The following is a 19163-nucleotide window of genomic DNA, read 5'->3' as shown; positions in this document are numbered from 1 at the left end:
CTAGGTGTTGTGTAAATCCTGTGGTTGGACAATGGTTGAGCAGGCTGGGGCAACGCCTACTGCTAGCGCTCGATGAAATCAGGTAACGAAACTTGCCGGCTGCGGTGCATCTTATCCAGCGCTGTCGCATTCCCAGAACTGCGTGAAAACAAGCGGACTTCACGCCCTGCGATTCGTTGACCCAAGTCAAAACTAGGACAAGTGACATCCAAAAATCATCCTTCGCCCATTTAATACATCCGGGCTAATTGTTAGCTTTCTCGCTCGCCATAAAAGGAGAGCGAATCGGATGTCTTATCAAGATGATTCAGACGGCCTGCGGATAGTGCTGAGCGCGCCGCAGTTGGCGGCGGTGTTGGCCCGTCAGTCGATCAGTCAGACAGAGATGCTGACCAACCGGCTTTGGGGCGGCTTGCAGGTGGTCGGTGGAGTTCTGGAGATGGTCGGCGCGGCGGCACTATGTGTGTTGCCCGACCCGACGATGGCGAGCAAAGCCGGCTGCATCGTGTTCGGCGCGCATGGATCGGACACCGCGGCTGCGGGTTTGCGGCAGGTATGGACCGGCTACGACAGCTTCACACTCACGCAGCAGGGCACCAGCAAGCTGGCTCAAGCCATGAAGGCCGGGCCGGAGATGGCGAACCATATCGCCGTCTCACTCGATCTGATGGTGCCGTTCGGATTTGCGGGGTCTATCAAGGCTGCGCGGGCGGCCAGTATTACGCGTGGCCGGATCGACCTGCATCTGCATGAAGCGAAAGCCGCGCAGCCGAATCTCGGTGGGCATACACTTCGAAAACATGTTGGGAAGGATGAAGCGTGGCTTCGGGCGAGGTTGAAGCGGGAGCCAAAGAGGGACGTCGTATCGTCATTTACCAATCTTCACGCCGCCGAGCACGCCATCTCTGAGACTTTGCGTGCTAACGCAGCATTAATTGAAGCGTGGGCACAAACTGCAAATCGAAGAACTCCGAAACGGGTAATCAAGGTTGTTTCCGGCGACATCGGCTATGGCTTGACACGGAAAACTGGCAAACTTACACCGATGAACGAGGTGGTTGTAACGCTCAAATACGAAACGTACAACGGCATGCCCTATTACATCTTGACCGCCTTCCTGCAATGAGAAAAACCATGATTTCTTCAAACCGCTACCCAGAAATGGAGCATGTTTTTGACATCTATTTCGGGCAAGACTTCGATCTGTTCGGCGAAACGGTTCCTGAGATAATCGCCTGTTACAAGAAGGATAGCCCTCACCACTATAAAGACCTGATCCGCGAACTAGAGTCCTTCAGGAGCGAACACCCCGACGACCTGGATATCGCTTACGAACATTTTCGACGCGGGTTTCGCCCCGAAGGGGACGGCTACACGGTCACCTCTTTTTTCGACGAAATTCAGCGCCTTCTGCACGAGTGATCCGTGCGCCGCCGGCGTCGGCTGATGTGGGTGCCCCTTCGTCTCAGGGCGCATCTTGAGGCGCTTAGTGTAGTCGTTACCCGCGCGCTTGCGTGAATCGGGCGTCAAACGGAATAGCAAACTGGTTCATGGGGCACCTCGCCGACACGGGGCTGCCATCCGGAATGACTGTCCTGCCACGGGCGCCGTTGCGCTCGTTGGCTTGCCCGGCTGATTTGGACTGGCCCGGCGGGTAGCCCAAATGAAGGTTCGTTCGGCACCTATCGCGCGTTCGACGACCGCCTTATTGAACGCCAGCATCAGATTCTGCACTCGGGCCAGTCTCATCGGCCTCTTGACCAATTTGTCCCGCAGCGCGTTGGGCAGTTCAGACAGTGGCGCTCGGTCCGCTGTCTCCCAGAAAATGACAGATAGGTCTAGCGATACCAAACGCTTGCGGTGTTGAAACTCGTGTCGGGTGATATCGCCTACGGCGTGACGCGATCGACTGGTAAACTTACACGAATGAACGAAGTCTCCGTCGTGTTGAAATGCGAGCGATATAACGGCATGCCGTATTACATCCTTACCGCTTACATCAATTGAACGAAAAATGACTCCGTCAGATCGCTATCCGGCAATGAACCATCTTTTCGGCACTTATTTCGGCCAGGACTTCGATTTATTCGGGGAGACTGTCCCGGAGATTGTCGCGTGTTACAGGAAGCATAGTCCTCACAGTTATGCTGACGCGATTCGCGAGATCGAGTCGTTCAGGAAGCAGCATCCGGACGATCTGGAAGCTGCATTCAATCCGTTTAGACGAGGGTTCCGTCCCGAAGGATGGGGCTACACAATCGCATCTTTCCTCGACGAGGTGCAACGTGGCCTGAACGAGTGAACTCGTCCGGGTATGTTCGCCACCGATCGTCCACAATTCAATGAATTCTTCAAAACACTATCCCGAGATGGATCAATTTTTCAGCATTTATTTCGGCCAGGACTTCGATTTATTCGGCAGATCGGTTTCAGAGATTGTCGATTCCTATAAGAAAAATTCCCCTCATCGCTTTAAAAATCTGATTCTGGAAATCGATTCTTACCGAAAGGAGCACATAGATGATCTTGCCTTTGCGTTCGAGGAGACCTACTTGACAGAATTTTCCCCGGAACCCTGGGGCTACACGGTCACCTCATTCCTTGACGAGATACAGCGCCTTCTAAAGGATTGATCCACGTATCAAGACGAAGACGCCACTGACAGGTGACCGGCGCAGCAGGGGTTAATGAATCACCGGCCACGGCATCGCCCTACCGCCCCGCCTACGGCTTCAAAACCACCTTCACACACCCATCTTCCTTATCCCGGAACACGCGATACATCTCCGGGCCCTTCTCCAGCGGCACCGTATGCGTGATCACCACCGACGGATCGATCTGCCCTTCCTGAATCCGCTTCAACAGATCATCGGTCCAACGATTCACATGCGTCTGCCCCATCCGGAAAGTCAGCCCCTTGTTCATCGCCGCGCCGAACGGAATCTTGTCGATCAGTCCGCCATACACGCCCGGAATCGACAACACCCCGGCCGGCCTGCACACATACATCATTTCGCGCAGCACATGCGGCCGGTCCGTCTCCAGCATCACAGCCTGCTTCGCGCGGTCGTAGAGCGAATCGAACGAGCGCGTCGCATGCGATTCCATTCCGACCGCGTCGATGCACTTTTCCGGCCCCTTGCCGTTCGTGAGTTCTTTCAGCCGCTCCAGCACGCTCTCATCGTCGAAGTTGATCGCAATCGCGCCGGCCTGCACGGCCATCGCGAGGCGCTCCGGCACGCGGTCGATTACGACCACCTGTTTCGCGCCCAGCACGATCGCGCTGCGAATCGCGAACTGCCCGACCGGCCCCGCGCCCCACACCACGACCGTATCGGTCGGCTCGATCTCGCATTGGACCGCCGCCTGCCAGCCGGTGGGCAGGATGTCGCCGAGAAACAGCACCTGCTCGTCAGTCAGGCTGTCCGGCACCTTGACCGGCGTGACGTCCGCAAACGGCACCCGCACGTATTCGGCCTGCCCGCCCGGATAACCGCCGGTCAGATGCGAATAGCCGAACAGTCCCGCGGTGGTGTGACCGAATGCCTTGTCGGCCATTTCCTTGTTGCGATTGGACCGTTCGCAGACCGAATAGAAACCGCGCCGGCACTGATCGCACTCGCCGCACGCAATCGTGAACGGCACCACCACCCGGTCGCCGATCTTCAGCCGCGAGTTGCCGGGACCGACCTCAACTACTTCGCCCATGAATTCGTGGCCGAGAATGTCGCCTGATTTCATCGACGGCATGAAACCGTCGAACAGATGCAGGTCCGAGCCGCAGATCGCGCAACTCGACACCTTGACAATCGCATCGCGCGGATGCTCGATGACCGGGTCCGGAACGTTATCCACGCGAACGTCTTTTTTGCCGTGCCAACACAGGGCTCTCATGTCGTACTCCAAAGTTGATGGGCCCAGTGCGCGGGCCGCCGAATGTAACGATGTTCAGGGATGCGAAGCGGTGCCGTCCCCAGCGTGTCGATATACGCGCGATCGTCCAACGGCGAAGATCACCCCTCGCGGCAACGGGGCGCGCAACCGACGTTAGCTGAGCAACGCACATGCCGCCGGGCCAGCCGTTGCAGACAAGCCGGTCCGCGCGAACGCGGACCGATCCTTGCTCGGCGTGTCCGCGACACTCGACACGGAGGCCCATCGATGAACATTCCCGAACAGGTCGTGTCCTTTCTGACTTCGCGCGAGCTGAAACTCGCGACCGCCGAGTCCTGCACCGGCGGTCTGATCGCGTCGAATCTCGCGGGCGTGCCGGGCAGCGGCGCGTGTCTCGACGTCGGCTTCGTCAGCTACTCACCGTCCGGTAAAGCCGGTTTTCTGGGCGTGCAGCGCAGCACGATGGAACGCTGCGGACTCACCAGCGAAGCGGTCGCACGCGAGATGGCCGAAGGCGCGTTGCGACAGGACGGCTGCAACGCGGACATCGCGGTATCGAACACCGGCCTCGCCGACAGTGGCCCGAACGACGGCGCCGGAAACGAGCCGCCGCCGGGCACGCAATGCTTCGCGTGGTCGTTCCGGCTGCGCGACGGCAACGCCCTCAAGACCTTCACCGAAACGCGCCGCTTCGCCGGCGACAGAAACGACGTGCGCTCGCAGGCCGCGCTATACGCGCTGTCGCTCGTCGCACACTACTTCAACCAGCTCCCGCTCGCCGAGCGGGAACGCCATCCGGAAACCGCACGATGAGAGCGGGAACGCCATCCGGAAACCGCACGATGAACCTGCTCTCTTCACTCGATACCCAAACGTGGCAACAGGAAGTGATTCGCGAACTCGGCGTCGCGCGCGAGTTCGACGTCGATTACGAGCGCGAGCGACGCGTCGCATTCCTCGGCGACTATCTGTCGTCGCAGGGCTTGCGCACCTATGTGCTGGGCATCAGCGGCGGCGTCGACTCATCGACCGCCGGCCGTCTCGCGCAGTTGTCGGTCGAACGCTTGCGCGCGCGTGGCTACGAAGCGAAGTTCGTCGCGATGCGGCTGCCGTACGGCACCCAGCACGACGAAGCCGATGCCGAAGCCGCGCTCGAATTCATTCGCCCGGACGAAACGCTGACGGTCAATATCAAGGAGCCGGCGGACGCGATGCTGTTCGCGCTCAAGCGCGGCAAGGTTCAGTACGTCGACGACTTCCACGAAGACTTCGTGCTCGGCAACATCAAGGCACGCCAGCGAATGGTCGCGCAATACGCGGTCGCCGGCGCGCGGGTCGGCGCGGTGATCGGCACCGACCACGCGGCCGAATCGCTGATGGGCTTTTTCACGAAGTATGGCGATGGCGGCGCCGACATTCTGCCGCTCGCCGGCCTGACCAAGCGCCGGGTCCGCGCACTCGCGCAAGCGCTCGGTGCGCACGAACGGCTCGTCAACAAGGTGCCGACCGCGGACCTCGAATCGCTGACGCCGCAGAAGCCCGATGAGGACAGCTACGGGATCGGCTATCTGGACATCGACGATTTCCTCGAAGGCAAACAGGTCAGCGACGAAGTACTGACGACCATTCGCCGCTTTTACATGGCGACGCGTCACAAACGCGCGCTGCCGGTCGTGCCGCCTGCGATAACGGAAAACTGAAGCATCGAGCATCGAGCACCGCGCGCGGCGCGCCGCCGCGCATCTGATCCGGGCGATACGCGGCATTGGCGCGTGCAGCGCCGCGGCCCCGGCAGCGCCGCGCGCGCATCTGGCCCACGCTACCGGCGCTTACGACTTCGCCCGCGCCTGCTTGGTGCGCGGAGCCGACACCGATGCCGGCTCCGCGCCGCCGCCCGGCATCTCCTGCAACTGCTGGTCGGGTGCGATACGCGCGCCGCGATCGCGCTCGGCGGACTGATCGGACGGCTCGGCAGCCGCACCGTCGCCGCCGCCGTCCCCCGCGCCCTCCGCCTCGATCTGGCGGCGCGCCTCTTCCCAGTGATCGTCGGCCTTGCCATCCGGCGACGGATCGTTTTCCCAGATGTGATACGCCCGCGTCCGAATGCGGGCTTCGAGGTCTTTGTCCATGTGCAGTTCTCCTGAACGTAACGTGTGCATGAGCAGCGGCTCGATAACCGCTGCACGACGTCACGCGGCTCGCGCGGCATGACGGCGAGCGACAGGTGAGCAATAGATATTCCGCGTGGGGTGGCGGCAGGTGGCGCGAAGCGGCAGGAAGCGGCGACAACTGACGGCTAGCGGGCCCCGCGCCGGCCGAGGTTCGCGCAGGCAGACATTCGCGGCTAAAGCGATCGAACTGCGCGCTACGGCGCCATGCCAACCTGACTGCCGGCCTCGCCTGCTTGCTGCGTGCACACGATCGCGGTGAGGATCAACGGGACCACTGAATGAACGACGGCCGTGCTTCCCGCGTTCGTAAGAAGACGTTTGACGGTATCGGCCGATCCGCGCACCACCGCGCCGTACACCGGGTGCGCCGACGCTTCGCCTGCACCAACCTTGAACAGCGGATCGTTGGGCTGATAGCCAAATACAGCATGCACCGGCAAACCAAATGCGGTCAGATTTGCACCGTTAGCGGGCCGATACGCGTTCACCGAGTTGGGCTCGACGCGCTGCGGCGGGGTTTTGATCGAATGCGCATCGACCAGTTGGGAAACGAAGTCGTGCGCCGTTTCCGAGCACGCCAACTGTTCGTCAAGCGCGGCACACCACGCGGAAGAGGGAAAAACTGCAAGGACTGCCAGAAACCCGAAGATGATTCGCATAACGGAAATCCTTCACCTCGTTGCAACGGCTGATTGTCGAGACTGTCGCGCGTCGGCGTCGGCCGAACGAATCGTCGAAACTTCTCGCGCCGGCAAATTGAAGCATTTCCCGTACCAGCACGCCGGCAAGCGAGCGCTTCAAAGTTCCGGGAACGATGTTACCTGTCGATTGTGACGACGGCCACAGTGGGACGCATAATCCGCGCTCCGGCGAGCGCCGCGCGAGAGGGCACGCCTCGTCCCGGTCAGGAACCGGGACGGGCGATGAGAGGTGGGGGAAAGGGTGGCGCGCCGCCTGCGCGTGACCTGCGCGTCAGGTTTCTGGACAGGCGAGATCGGCGGCGACGATGCGCGCGCCATACTCCTCTGCGGCCAACCGCGCTTCCTCGATGCTTTCGAACGGGCCGACTTCCGGCGCGCCGTCGAACGGGAATAGCCGGCGACCGTCAGCTTTGCGGCTGACCAGCAGATCGGCGTAAAAGCGGCCATCGCTACTGCGCCGCGCGGTGACGAAAACCGAAAAATCATCGCGCGACATCGCGACGCTCGGCGAGCATCGCGTCAGCTTCAGTTTTCTCCTCGACATGTCGGTTCCCTGCGTTACGGCAAGCTAAATGTGAGTGCTTCGTCTCCCGTCAACGATGGTAGTGGAGGCGCGCGGCGCTGCGTTCGTCCGTAACGGTGGACTTCCGGACACTTCTGTCACCGCGAAGCTTTCAACGCAGCGTCGCATTGTGCGATGCACTGAGTTCCGCCCTTCGCCAAAACCGAATCACGTCTTGTCGCCGACCGCACGGCTGCCGGCCTGATCGAGTTTGCTTTGCAGCGCCTCCTTGCGCGCGGCGATTTTCTTGCCGAGCGCGGCGAGATCGAGACCGGTGCGCCGCAACGCCGGAAAAAGTTCGCCCTCCTCTTCTTCCACGTGATGCTTGACGAGTTCCGACATCACCTTGAAGGTCGCGTCGAAGCCTTTATCGCCGGCCTTCAGCGTTTCGAAACGGGCGATCAGCGTCTTCACCAGGTAGTGTTCGACGAACGCTTCGTCGACGTCGAGCTTGTCGTCGTCGGGCAGCGCCTGCTGCGCGGCCGGATACAACAGCTCTTCCTCGATGATCGCGTGCATCGTCAGCTCTTCGCACGCGCGCTGCGCTAACGCGGCTTTCGCTTCGAGCGTCGCGCGTTCGTCGCCGCGCTCCTTGGTGAACGCGTCGAACAGTTTTTCGACCGCGCGGTGATCGGCTTCGAGCAGCGCGAGCGCATCGGACGTGGCTGCGCCATCGCGGCTGGCGGTTTTAGTGTCGTTCATGGCAACTCCTCGGTAGTGGGTGCACCCGCCAAGCAAGCGCTATACCGCGCACCGGTATGTCGATTGCTGCGGTAGGTCCGGCGCCGCGCGTTGCCCCGGCCGGCTCGCCCTGTCTGCTCCTGTTGCTAATGGACCCGTGAAGGACCCGTGAATGAGAATCGCGCAGATCGCCCCGCTGTATGAAGCCGTGCCGCCGTACGCGTACGGCGCGACCGAACGCGTCGTGTCGTATCTGACGGAAGAGCTGGTCGCGCGCGGTCATGACGTGACGCTGTTCGCGACCGCCGATTCGACCACCACCGCGCGGCTCGTGCCGGTGTGCTCGCGCGGTCTGTGGCGCGACGCGGCGGTGTGGGACACGCTCACGCATCACATGCGGCAGATCGGGCTGGTGATCCGCCACGCGGGGCAATTCGATCTGATCCATTTCCACGGCGAGCCGTTGCATTTCGCATGGGCCGATCAGTTGCCGTGCCGCACGCTCACGACGCTGCATGGCCGTCTGCTGCCGCACGATCACGGTCCGCTGTTTCATGAATTCGCGCGCGTGCCGCTGGTGTCGATTTCCGCCAGCCAGCGGCGACCTGTGCCGTGGGCGAACTGGCTCGGCACCGTGCATCACGGCTTGCCGCCGCGCGAATTCGACTATCAGCCGGCAGCCGGCTCGTACCTGCTGTTTCTCGGCCGGATGATGCCGGAGAAGCGTCCCGATCTCGCGATCGAGATCGCGCGGCGCAGCGGCGTGCCGCTGAAGATGGCGGCGAAAATCCACCCCGGCGAGCGCGATTATTTTCGCGAGCGCATCGCCCCGCTATTGCGACGCTCGACCGATTGCGTGGACTACCTCGGTGAAGTCGGCGGCGCTGAGCGCCGTCAGTTGCTCGCGAATGCGCGCGCGTTGCTGCTGCCGATCGAATGGGATGAGCCGTTCGGCATGGTGATGATCGAGGCACTCGCGTGCGGCACGCCGGTGATCGCATTTCGCCGCGGCGCGGTGCCCGAACTACTCGAAGAGGGGGTGAGCGGCCTGATGGTCGATAACACCGACGAAGCGGTCGAGGCGGTCGCGCGCGTCGGGCGACTCGAACGCGCCGCTTGCCGCGCCGCGTTCGAGCGCCGCTTCACGGCCGCGCGAATGACCGACGACTATCTGTCGCTTTACCAGTCGCTGCTCACGCCAAACGCGGATGCGGATGCAGACACCGCCGCGCTGCCGCGCAAGGCCGCCGCGAGCGACGGCGAGCGGCCACTGTCCCCGCTCGAGCCGTTGTAATTGCGCCCCCGGGCGTCGTGCACATTTGACGCGTCGGCGCCGGCCGGCGTGCCGGCAAGACCGCGCATCGGCTGCCACGGCCACACCGCGTCAGCGCCCGTGCGGCATGCCGATTGCTCGCTTCTACCTATGCGGCAAAAACCGCCCACCACCGTCCCGGAGCAACTTTGACCCATCGTGACTTCATTGCTATCGGTACGTCATCGGGTGGCGTCGACGCCCTTCGTTCCCTTGCATCCCAATTGCCTGCCGACCTGCCCGCCAGCATCGCGATCGTTCTGCATGTCGGCGCGCATAGCAGCATGCTGCCCTCGCTGCTCAACACCGCCGGCCCGCTGCCGGCCACGCATGCGCGCGACGGTGACGTCTATGAGCGCGGCCGGATCTACGTCGCGCCACCCGATGAGCATCTGGTGGTCGAAGACGGGCGCCTGCGCCTCGTGCACGGCGCGAAGGAAAATTTCGCACGCCCAGCAATCGATCCGCTGTTTCGCAGCACCGCCACGCAGCTCGGCGAACGCGCGGTCGGCGTGGTGCTGACGGGCCTGCTCGACGACGGCGCTGCGGGTCTCGAAGCGATTCAGGCGTGCGGCGGCGCGACCGTCGTGCAACACCCGGACGATGCGTTCGCGAGCGAGATGCCGTTGCATGCGGCACCGTTCGCCGATCACGTGCTGCCGCTCATCGCACTCGGTGCGTGCCTGATCGATCTGACCGCCGGCCCGCTGGGCGGATCGGCCAAGGCCGACCTTGGGCGCCGCGCAGCGGTAGAACATGCCGCGCTCGAGCAGACAGCCTGGCTGAGCGAGTCGATGCCGATCGAACAGCTCAAGCAGATCGCGACCCCATCCACCTACACCTGCCCCGAATGCAACGGCACGCTGTGGCGCCTTAACGACCGGCGGCTGTTGCGCTACCGCTGCCACACCGGCCATGCGTATTCCGCCCTATCGTCAGGCGAGGGGCGCCGGCGCGACGTCGAGCGCTCGCTGCGCGATGCGCTGCGGGCGCTGCGCGAGCGCGAGCTGATGAGCCGCGAAATGAGCGAGCATTTTGGCAAGATCGGGGCCGTCAGCGCGCAGCAGCGCGAGGATGAAACAGCCCGGCGCGCGCGCGCGGCGGCAGGATTTTTGCAGTCGATGCTGTTGGAAAGCTGATCCCATGCGGGATAATAGTGATCTGCGCGACCGTGCCATCGGCCCGGCACCTGTAAAAACACAGCGCGAGACACTATCCTTTTCCCCAAGGGACCAGCAGCCATGTCAAACAAGCGCGCGCAGACGTTGCCGAGCCAGTCACTCCATCCGATCGTCGGAATCGGCGCATCGGCGGGGGGGCTGAACGCGCTCCTCGAATTCTTCGACGCGTTGCCCGCGCGCACGTCGATGTCGTTCGTCGTGGTCGTGCATCTAGCGCCGGACCACGAAAGCAATCTCGCCGCGCTGCTGCAAAAAGCGACCTCCATGCCGGTGGTGGCGGTCACCGAGGCCACCCACATCGAGCCCGACCGCGTCTACATCGTCGCGCCTTCGTTTGAACTGACGATGGTCGACGACTATCTGCGGGTCGCCCCGCAGCAGCACGAAGAAGGCCGCCGCGCCAGCATCGACGTATTCTTCCGCACCCTCGCCGAGACCCACCGCGCGCGCGCGATCGGCATCGTGATGTCGGGCGCCGGCTCCGACGGTTCGGTCGGCCTTGCGCGCGTGAAGGAAATGGGCGGCATCACGTTCGCGCAGGACCCGGCCGAGGCGGAATACGACAGCATGCCGCGCAGCGCGATCGCCACCGGCTCGGTGGACTTCGTGATGACCGCCGCCGAAATGCCGCAACGGCTGCTCGATCTGCTCTCCACCGCCCGCGAAATCCAGCTGCCCGCCGCGCAGAACGAAGAGCAGGAAAGCGCCACGGACGAAACCGCCGAGCGCGCGCTGCGCGAAATCATGGTGATCCTGCGCACCCGCACCGCGCACGATTTCCGCCATTACAAACGGGCTACAGTGCTGCGCCGGATCGAGCGGCGCCTGCAGGTGAACGGCATCACCGACCTGCAGTCGTATCGCGACTATCTGCATATGCATCCGGAAGAAACCCAGGCGCTGCTGCAGGACATGCTGATCAGCGTGACGAACTTCTTTCGCGACAAGGAAGCGTTCGACGTGCTCGAACGCGAAGTGCTGCCGCCGATCTTCGAAAACCGCGGCGAACAGGATCGCATTCGCGTGTGGTCGGTCGGCTGCGCGACCGGCGAAGAAGCGTATTCGATCGCGATGCTGCTGCAGGAACGCTCGCTGAAGTCGCCCGAGGGGTTGTCGTTCCAGGTGTTCGCGACCGACATCGACGAGCGCGCAATCTCGTTCGCCCGCACGGGTCTGTACCCGGACTCGGTCGCCGCCGACCTGACGCCGGCGCGGATTCGCCAGTTCTTTACGAAAGACGCCGCGCACTACCGGATCAAGAAAGAGCTGCGCGAGCACATGCTGTTCGCGCATCACAACGTGCTGAGCGATCCGCCGTTTTCGCGGCTCGACATGATCTGCTGCCGCAACCTGCTGATCTATCTGGATCGCGAGGCGCAGATCGAAATCCTGAAGATGTTCCACTTCGCGCTGCGCCCGGGCGGCGTGCTGTTTCTCGGCAGTTCCGAATCGGCCGACAGCGTCAGAGCGATGTTCAGCGTGATCGACAAGCGCAACCGCATCTACCGCGCCAACATGGCGGTGCGCGGCGACACGCCGGTGCCGGTCGCGATCTCCGGCACGATGAGCTCGCGCCCGCTCGTCACCACCGTGCAGCCGCCGGGCCGGCGGCGTCTGTCGTTCGGCGATCTGCATCAGCGGCTGGTCGAGCAATACGCGCCGCCTAGCGTGCTGGTCAGCCGCGAATCGGAAATCGTTCATCTGTCCGACCGCGCCGGGCGCTTCCTGCAGTATTCGGGCGGCGAGCCGTCGCACAACATCGTCGCGGTCGTGCGGCCGGAATTGCGGCTCGAATTGCGCACCGCAATCTACCAGGCGTTGCACACCAATCGCAGCGTCGAGGCGCGGCGCGTGCGTATCGAGCGCGACGGCCGCTCGTACTTCGTCAAGATGACCGCGCGGCCGGTGCACGATCCGGAAGCGAACGCCGACTTCGTGCTGGTGCTGTTCGACGAAGTCGAAGACAGCATGGGCAACGCCGAAATCGCCTCTCCGGACGTGCAGAAAGACCCGATCATCAGCCAGCTCGAACGCGAACTGCAACGCACGAAGGAACAGCTGCAGTCGACGATCGAACAATCCGAAACCTCGACCGAGGAACTGAAGGCGTCCAACGAGGAGTTGCAGGCGATCAACGAAGAGTTGCGCTCGGCGACCGAAGAGCTGGAAACCAGTAAAGAAGAATTGCAATCGATCAACGAGGAGCTGACCACCGTCAACGCCGAGTTGAAGTCGAAGGTCGAGGAAACCGGCAAGATCAACGACGACCTGCACAACCTGATCGCCGCGAACGACATCGGTACGATCTTCGTCGACCGCAATATCTGCATCAAGCGCTATACGCCGCGCGCGACCGACGTGTTCAGCATCATTCCGTCGGACATCGGCCGTTCGCTGCTCGACATCACGCACCGGCTCGAATACGACAAGCTCGCGGACGACGCGGCCGAGGCGTTCGACTCGCTGCGTTTGATCGAACGCGAGCTGAAGAGCAACGACGGCCGCTGGTATCTGGCGCGCTTCGTGCCTTATCGCACCACCGAAGACCGCATCGACGGCGCGGTGCTGTCGTTCATCGACATCACCGGACGCCGCCAGGCGGAAGACCGGCTGCGCGAAGGCGAGCGGCGCATGCGGATCGTCGCGGAAGGCACCAAGGACTACGCGATCATCACGTTCGACGAGCACGGCATCATCAATAGCTGGAACGCGGGCGCGGAGCGCATTTTCGGCTACCACGAAGCGGAGATGATCGGCCAGTCCGCCGATATCCTGTACACCGAGGAAGACCGCGCCGATAACGTGGCGACGCGCGAATTCGCGGAAGCGCGCCTGAACGGCCGGACCGAGGAAGAACGTTGGCATTTGCGTAAGGACGGCACGCGCTTTTTCGCGAGCGGCGTGCTGTCGCGTCTGGACGAACCCGGCATCAGCGGCTTCGCGAAGATCACCCGCGATCTCGGCGAGTTCGCGAACGACACCGCGTCCGGACGCGGCACCCACGTCGAAACCCTGCGCGCGGCCAGCGAGCGCGACGCGCAGCGGCGCCGCGACGAATTCCTCGCGGTGGTATCGCACGAATTGAAGCACCCGCTCAATCTGATTTCAGCGAGCGCCGAACTGATCGCGCGTGCGCCGGAAACGCGCCAGAACCTGAACGTGTCGCGCGCAACGGACACGATCCGCCGCACCGTGATGGGCCAGGCGCAGATTATCGACGATCTGCTCGACATTTCGCGCGTGCGCACCGGCAAGCTGTCCGTGGTGCGCACGGTGGTCGATATGCGCGAGATCGTGCAGCGCGTGTGCAACGCGGTGCGGGAAGACGCCGCGCAGCGCGGCATCGCGCTGCGCGTTTCGATGACCGACGCGCCGGTAATCCTGCACGCGGACCTCACGCGAGTCGAGCAGATCGTCTGGAATCTGATCAGCAATGCGCTGAAATTCACCCAGCACGGTTCGATCGACGTGTCGTTGCAGGTCAACGAGCACGCGGAAGCGGTGCTGCGCGTGAGCGATACCGGCACCGGCATCGAGCCCGCGCTGCTGCCGCATATCTTCGAGATGTTCCGCCAAAGCCGCGATCCGGGCTCGCGCCGCGGCGGGCTCGGCATCGGCCTCGCGCTGGTGCGCGACCTCGTCAATCTGCACGGCGGCGCGGTGCGCGCCGAGTCGGACGGACTGGGCCGCGGCGCGAGCTTCACCGTCACGCTACCGACGCACCGCAGTGCGATGCATGCGGACACCGGCGCGGAAATCGGCGCGGACTCGCTGAAGGGGCTGCGCATCATGATGGTCGACGACGACTCGGCGACCGTCGAAACCTTCAAGCTGCTGCTCGAAACCGAGGGCGCCGAGGTCCGCACCGCAACCAGCGGCGACGAAGCGCTGAAGATGATCAACGGCAATGCGCCGGACGTGATCCTGTCCGATATCGGCATGCCGGGGATGGACGGTATCGAGTTCATCGGCCGGCTGCGCGGCATGCCGGGAACGGAATCGGTGATGTGCATCGCCGTCAGCGGTTTCGGCCAGCAGGCCGATATCAACGCAGCCGAAGCGGCGGGTTTCGATGCGCATCTGAAGAAGCCGGTCGTGCTCGAGGAATTGCTGAGTATCTTCGCGCGGCGGCGGGGCTGAACGGCACGCGCCGCCCTTGCGCTGGCCGGCTGACCGGCTGACCCCGGCTGACCGCTCGAGCGGCGGTGGCGTGGCGCAGCCGCTCAGCGCGCGGTGGTGACGCTTGCCAGCGCCGCGTTGACCTTCAGGAGCGGCGGATTCTCGAACGGCGGTTCGACCACGAAGCGCTGCGTGACGCCCGGCTCGAACAGCAGGCACCAGGTCGAGCCGCCGTACTGGAAAAATCCCAGCTCGTCGCCCTTGCGCACATGTTGACCGGGCAGCGCCTCGATCATGCACGAGGACACGTCTGCCATGCCGACGAACACGCAGGCCAGCTGTCCGAGCGCCGGATCGTCGGCTTCGATCACGATCACCGCGCGCGCGGCCAGCGCGGTGATATAGCCTTGCGAATCGTTCAGCCCGCTCGGATCCTCCCCTTCGCTGTCGGCGCTCGAGTAGTAGCTGCCGTCCACCCCGTACGCGCGCACGATCGTGCCGCTCACCGGCGCGTGCCAGCGGTGATAGTTGAACGCGCTCAGATACGCCTGGTAGATCGAGCCGCCTTCGAAACGTCGCGCTAGTTCGTGCTGGCGCGGCGTCAGCATGTCCTGCAGCGAATACGGCTGCGACTTGATCCAGAACGTGTCGCGCAGCTCGATGCCGTGCTCGACGTTATACGGCGTCGACTCGCACGCGCTGACGATCAGCTTCGGGTTATCCGGCTCTTCGACCGGCCGCGCGCCGGCACGAAAGCGCCGCGTGAAAAAATCATTCCACGACGTAAAGCCCCAGTACGGTTTGTCAGGATCGCAAACGAATTGCGCGAGACCGATGTGCCGGTCGGCCTGCGGGCTGAACCAGCCGTCGGGCGGCGCGGTGTTCAGATGCGTGCGCGAATGCGGGCCGCTCAGGAAACCGCTCCAGCAGTTCAGTACATGCTTCAGTTGCGCGTTCAACGCGGGATCGCGGAATAACGCGTAACCGGACGGCATGCACATCGGCCAGTCGAGCACCGCGTTCAGCGGGCAATGGATCAGAGCGGATTCGCTGAACGGCGGCGCGTAGGTCATCAGGTAATCGACGATCGTCATCAGTTCGTCGATCGACGCGTAGCCGAGCACGTAGCCGGCGTCGCGCGCCTGCCCGATCGCGCGCGTCAGGTCCATGCGCAGCACCGGATCGCTGTCGAGCAGCGTCGCGAGGTCTTCGACCGCGCGCGTGCGCGGCGCTGTGCCGGCGCGCTCGCGGGCTTTTTTCGCGAGCTCCGCGCGGTAGCGCGCGAGGTGCGCTTCGCCGCTCGGCAGCCAGCCGCCAAGGCGCTGGCGTTCGGTAACCGGACTGGCCGCTGCGTCCTTTGTCATGCGTGCTCCTTTTTTTGTTTGGTTGTTTCGCTCGCCCAACGCCCGATGCGTGGGCCGGATCATTTGGCGCGGGGCGCGTCGAGTTCCGTGTCGGGCTCTTTTCTGCCGCCGCGGACCTGCTCGACGCAATTGGCGAGCGCCTCGGCCACGTTCGCGACTTCCCGCTGCATGTCCTCGTCGCGATCGAGCGCTTCGTGGCTCGTCGCATACGGCTCGTAATAACCGATGAAACGATCGAGCCGCGATTTCGGGCCCGATTCGATCAAACCCATCCAGTCGAGCCAGTCGGACAGCGCGCGCCGCGTGCTTTCGATCCCCGCCACGTCGCCGTGCACGACCACCCCGTACGCGCGGCCTGCCAGATGCTTCGGATAGTCCCAACCCGCCAGTTCGAGCTGTTTCGCCGCTTCGGGATCCTTACCGTGCGTCGACGTCGGATCGGGATTGCCGCCGTCCGCGCACACCAGACGGTCCATCAGCAGCTTCAGCGGGCTCGCGACCTGATACCAGTAGACGGGCGTGACGAACAGCACGCCGTGACAGGCGGCGAAGCGCTCGTAGATTTCGTTCATCCAGTCGTTGACCAGACCGAGCGAATGATTCGGATAGCAGCTGCACGGCCAATGACACAGCGGCATCGCGGTCGATACGCAGCCCTTGCACGGATGGATGTGCAGATCGCGATCCGAAGTCAGGTGCGACAGATCCAGAAAATCGACCTCGTACGCGCGCCGCTCCAACGCCTGCTGCGCGATCTTCGCGAGCCGGAAGCTCTTCGACATCTCGCTCGGGCACGTGTAGTCGTTTCGCGACGATGCGTTGACGATCAGCACCCGCGAGCGGCTCGCCGGGTCGCGCTGCTTCGCTTCGGCCGCCTTGATGCGCTCGCTTGCCGCGCGCCATTCGACCGACAGATCGTAGTCCGGGTCCGCGAAGCCAGCGCCGGCTTTCGCGGTGAGCGGCGCTTTGCGGCCGTGCCAGTACGCATCCCATGCGATCGCTTCGAGCCGCGCCAGAGCTTCGTCCTCCTGACGAAACGCCGGATCGTAGAAGCGCGCGAAAAAGCGCTCGCGAAACGCGTCGCGCGACATCGGTTCAGTCACTTGCCCGCGGCGCACTTCGACGGTGCGCACGTGAGGGGGCGGTTTGGACGTTGGGCTCATGGTGGTGGACGAATCGGCGAATCGGCGATTCGCCGTGCCGTTAAGACGGGGTTTGATCCGCTGGGCCAGCAAGCGCTGTACCCACGCATTCCTACCGGCGGATCGACGCGCGGAACGGTGCTTGCTGAGCCCCGCCAACCGGAATCGCTACGGGTGAGCGTTTCATCCGAGCAGTTCCGCCATTCATCGCCCACCTGGTCGCCCCGCAATGACATCGAAGAATCCGCGCCTGCTCGTGGTGTCGCCGCATCTGGACGATGCGGTGCTCAGTTGCGGCCTGCTGCTGGCCGCGCATCCCGGCACGACCGTTTGCACCGTGTTCTCGGCGCCGCCCGCCCACAACCTGACGACCGACTGGGACCGCCAATCCGGCTTTGCCGACGCCTTCGAAGCGATGCACGCGCGCAAGGCGGAAGACCGCGAAGCGCTCGCGCTGCTCGGCGCGCGCGCGCTGCATCTCCCGTTTTGCGACGCCCAATACGACGCGACGCCGGCACTCGCGACGCTGACCGTCGCGCTGGAACAAATCGTTGCCGCCATCGAGCCGACCCATTTGTTGATGCCGCTCGGCCTGTTTCATTCGGATCATCTGCTGGTGGCCGACGCCTGTCTGAACCTGCTCGAACGCCCGCTGGCGATCAGCCTGCTCGCGTATGAAGACGTGCCCTATCGCCATCTGCCCGGCACCGTGCAGCAGCGCTTGTGCGAACTCGCGCGCCGTGGCTTTCTCGCTGACGCGCCGGATACGGACGATCTTTTCGGCGCGCAGCAGGAAGTGCAGGTCAAACGCGCCGCGGTTGATGCGTATCGCAGTCAGATGCGCGCGTTCGGCCCCGACGGCCGCGAGAACCTGTATTCCGAAGAGCGCTACTGGAAGCTGCGCGTCGCGGCAAAAGCCGACTGCCTGCGTGCGCGGGGCATAACGCTTGCTGCGCCGTCGCTGTCCGTCCGCTGAAGCGAACTCATAACATGAATAGAACACCCGCTAATGCGCGCATTTCGATCGTGGTGCTCACTTATAACCGCGTCGATGAATTGCTCGCCACGCTCGAACGTCTGCTCGCGCTGCCCGACAATCCGCCGATTTTCGTCGCCGATAACGGTTCCACCGACGACACGGTTGCGCGCGTTAACGCGTCGTTCCCCGAAGTTCGCGTGATCCAGTGCGGCGGCAATCTCGGCGCGGCCGGACGCAACCGTGCGGCCGCGTGCGTCGAGACGGAGTACATAGCGTTCTGCGACGACGACACCTGGTGGGCGCCCGGCTCGCTCGAACGCGCGGTGCAACTGCTCGATGCGTGGCCGCAAGTCGGCGTGCTGAACGCGCGGGTCGCGGTCGGCGCGAACAATGCGACCGATCCGACCTGCGCGGTAATGCGCGCGAGCCCGCTGGTTGACGACGAGTTGCCTGGGCCCGCGCTGATCGGTTACATGGCCGGCGCGTGCGTGTTTCGCACCGCGCTGTTTCGCGAGTTGGGCGGCTATGAGGAGCGGCTTTTTATCGGCGGCGAAGAAGCGCTCGTGTCGCTCGATGTGCTCGCGTCAGGCCATGCAATCGTCTATTGCGATCAGTTGACCGTGCATCATCATCCGTCGCCGGCACGCGACAGTGCGCTGCGGCGGCGCATGCTCGCGCGTAACGCGGCATGGACCGCGTGGCTGCGGCTGCCGGCCCGCGAAGCGGCGAGCGCGACGCTGCGCGCGTTCGGCGTGTTCGCGAAAGAGCGTACGGTCGTGCGCGATGGGGTGCAGTTGCTGCGCGCGCTGGGGTGGGCATTCAGGCGCCGCCGGGTCGTGCCGGCGCAAGTGCTGGATATGCGGGAACGGGTGCGGCTAGCGGAGCGGAAAGTCGAGGTCGCGGCGCGCCACGCCGACGCGCATGTGGCCGCACATGTCGCCGCACATGTGGCCGCACGAGCGCAAGCCGAAGCCCGCCGCGCCCGTGGCAACGTCGACGCGCAAACCTGAGTTTCGCGGGACGTGCCGGTCTATCGCCGAGGCTGGCGGCTACCGCT

Annotated in this window: 19 protein-coding genes and 1 pseudogene; 12 read left to right on the top strand and 8 right to left on the bottom strand. The window is 63.8% G+C overall.

Annotation, left to right across the window (positions count from 1 at the left end):
* Positions 1-289 precede the first annotated feature (289 nt).
* Positions 290-1126, top strand: a complete 837-nt coding sequence (locus LJ656_RS23205; protein ID WP_230511857.1) for an RNase A-like domain-containing protein — start codon at positions 290-292, stop codon at positions 1124-1126.
* 8 nt (positions 1127-1134) lie between these two features.
* A complete protein-coding gene (locus LJ656_RS23200) occupies positions 1135-1422 on the top strand; it encodes a contact-dependent growth inhibition system immunity protein (RefSeq protein WP_230511856.1) in 288 nt (95 codons plus the stop codon).
* A 121-nt stretch (positions 1423-1543) separates the two neighbouring features.
* On the opposite strand, the pseudogene LJ656_RS23195 reads toward LJ656_RS23200, so the two are convergent.
* Positions 1544-1827: pseudogene (locus LJ656_RS23195) on the bottom strand (IS256 family transposase); the annotation flags it as partial.
* 33 nt (positions 1828-1860) lie between these two features.
* Between LJ656_RS23195 and LJ656_RS34895 the strand changes: the two are divergent.
* The 3 genes from LJ656_RS34895 to LJ656_RS23185 are packed head-to-tail and all read left to right on the top strand — an operon-like array spanning position 1861 to position 2633.
* On the top strand, positions 1861-2007 hold the full coding sequence (locus LJ656_RS34895; RefSeq protein WP_329958894.1) for an RNase A-like domain-containing protein: 147 nt from the start codon (positions 1861-1863) through the stop codon (positions 2005-2007).
* Positions 2008-2014: 7 nt separating this feature from the next.
* Complete coding sequence (locus LJ656_RS23190; RefSeq protein WP_230511855.1) at positions 2015-2302, top strand: contact-dependent growth inhibition system immunity protein; 288 nt, start codon at positions 2015-2017, stop codon at positions 2300-2302.
* A 40-nt stretch (positions 2303-2342) separates the two neighbouring features.
* Positions 2343-2633, top strand: a complete 291-nt coding sequence (locus LJ656_RS23185) for a contact-dependent growth inhibition system immunity protein (protein ID WP_329958893.1) — start codon at positions 2343-2345, stop codon at positions 2631-2633.
* Between the two features lie 91 nt (positions 2634-2724).
* On the opposite strand, the gene LJ656_RS23180 is transcribed toward LJ656_RS23185, so the two are convergent.
* The gene (locus tag LJ656_RS23180) at positions 2725-3894 is read right to left on the bottom strand and encodes a zinc-dependent alcohol dehydrogenase (protein ID WP_230511853.1); all 1170 of its coding nucleotides are present in this window, start codon (positions 3892-3894) and stop codon (positions 2725-2727) included.
* A gap of 267 nt (positions 3895-4161) precedes the next feature.
* Here LJ656_RS23180 and LJ656_RS23175 point away from each other — a divergent pair, with 267 nt between their 5' ends.
* Positions 4162-4707: a CinA family protein gene (locus tag LJ656_RS23175; RefSeq protein WP_230511852.1), complete on the top strand. Its 546-nt coding sequence runs from the start codon at positions 4162-4164 to the stop codon at positions 4705-4707.
* Positions 4708-4736: 29 nt separating this feature from the next.
* Positions 4737-5594 (top strand): ammonia-dependent NAD(+) synthetase, encoded by an 858-nt coding sequence (nadE, locus tag LJ656_RS23170; protein WP_230511851.1) that lies wholly within the window; start codon positions 4737-4739, stop codon positions 5592-5594.
* A gap of 129 nt (positions 5595-5723) precedes the next feature.
* Here nadE and LJ656_RS23165 read toward each other — a convergent pair whose 3' ends face one another.
* From LJ656_RS23165 to LJ656_RS23150, 4 genes are all read right to left on the bottom strand, one after another.
* Complete coding sequence (locus LJ656_RS23165; RefSeq protein WP_230511850.1) at positions 5724-6023, bottom strand: DUF2934 domain-containing protein; 300 nt, start codon at positions 6021-6023, stop codon at positions 5724-5726.
* A gap of 236 nt (positions 6024-6259) precedes the next feature.
* Positions 6260-6724: a hypothetical protein gene (locus tag LJ656_RS23160; protein WP_230511849.1), complete on the bottom strand. Its 465-nt coding sequence runs from the start codon at positions 6722-6724 to the stop codon at positions 6260-6262.
* Between the two features lie 313 nt (positions 6725-7037).
* Positions 7038-7310 (bottom strand): DUF6723 family protein, encoded by a 273-nt coding sequence (locus tag LJ656_RS23155; protein WP_230511848.1) that lies wholly within the window; start codon positions 7308-7310, stop codon positions 7038-7040.
* Between the two features lie 186 nt (positions 7311-7496).
* Positions 7497-8030, bottom strand: coding sequence for a hemerythrin domain-containing protein (locus tag LJ656_RS23150; RefSeq protein ID WP_230511847.1), 534 nt, complete (start codon positions 8028-8030; stop codon positions 7497-7499).
* A 151-nt stretch (positions 8031-8181) separates the two neighbouring features.
* Here LJ656_RS23150 and LJ656_RS23145 point away from each other — a divergent pair, with 151 nt between their 5' ends.
* The 3 genes from LJ656_RS23145 to LJ656_RS23135 all read left to right on the top strand — a co-directional run bounded on the left by LJ656_RS23145 (position 8182) and on the right by LJ656_RS23135 (position 14642).
* Positions 8182-9303 carry a glycosyltransferase family 4 protein gene (locus tag LJ656_RS23145; RefSeq protein WP_230511846.1) on the top strand — a complete coding sequence of 374 codons (1122 nt, stop codon included), beginning with the start codon at positions 8182-8184 and terminating at the stop codon, positions 9301-9303.
* Between the two features lie 167 nt (positions 9304-9470).
* A complete protein-coding gene (locus LJ656_RS23140; RefSeq protein WP_230511845.1) occupies positions 9471-10460 on the top strand; it encodes a chemotaxis protein CheB in 990 nt (329 codons plus the stop codon).
* Between the two features lie 102 nt (positions 10461-10562).
* Positions 10563-14642: a CheR family methyltransferase gene (locus tag LJ656_RS23135; protein WP_230511844.1), complete on the top strand. Its 4080-nt coding sequence runs from the start codon at positions 10563-10565 to the stop codon at positions 14640-14642.
* Between the two features lie 83 nt (positions 14643-14725).
* On the opposite strand, the gene LJ656_RS23130 is transcribed toward LJ656_RS23135, so the two are convergent.
* Positions 14726-16024, bottom strand: coding sequence for a phosphatidylserine decarboxylase family protein (locus LJ656_RS23130; protein ID WP_425605996.1), 1299 nt, complete (start codon positions 16022-16024; stop codon positions 14726-14728).
* Between the two features lie 20 nt (positions 16025-16044).
* Entirely contained in the window at positions 16045-17076 is a 1032-nt protein-coding gene (locus LJ656_RS23125) for a flavodoxin family protein (RefSeq protein WP_329958898.1), read from the bottom strand.
* Positions 17077-17356: 280 nt separating this feature from the next.
* On the opposite strand from LJ656_RS23125, the gene LJ656_RS23120 reads away from it, so the two are divergent.
* Together LJ656_RS23120 and LJ656_RS23115 are read left to right on the top strand one after the other, a co-directional pair.
* The gene (locus LJ656_RS23120) at positions 17357-18103 is read left to right on the top strand and encodes a PIG-L family deacetylase (RefSeq protein WP_230511841.1); all 747 of its coding nucleotides are present in this window, start codon (positions 17357-17359) and stop codon (positions 18101-18103) included.
* 14 nt (positions 18104-18117) lie between these two features.
* A complete protein-coding gene (locus LJ656_RS23115) occupies positions 18118-19116 on the top strand; it encodes a glycosyltransferase family 2 protein (protein WP_230511840.1) in 999 nt (332 codons plus the stop codon).
* The last annotated feature ends 47 nt before the right edge of the window (positions 19117-19163 follow it).

This window comes from Paraburkholderia sejongensis, assembly GCF_020880815.1.
Lineage (GTDB): Bacteria > Pseudomonadota > Gammaproteobacteria > Burkholderiales > Burkholderiaceae > Paraburkholderia > Paraburkholderia sejongensis.
The sequence above is the reverse complement of the archived record's forward strand: the minus strand, read 5'-3'. Positions and strand labels throughout refer to the sequence as shown.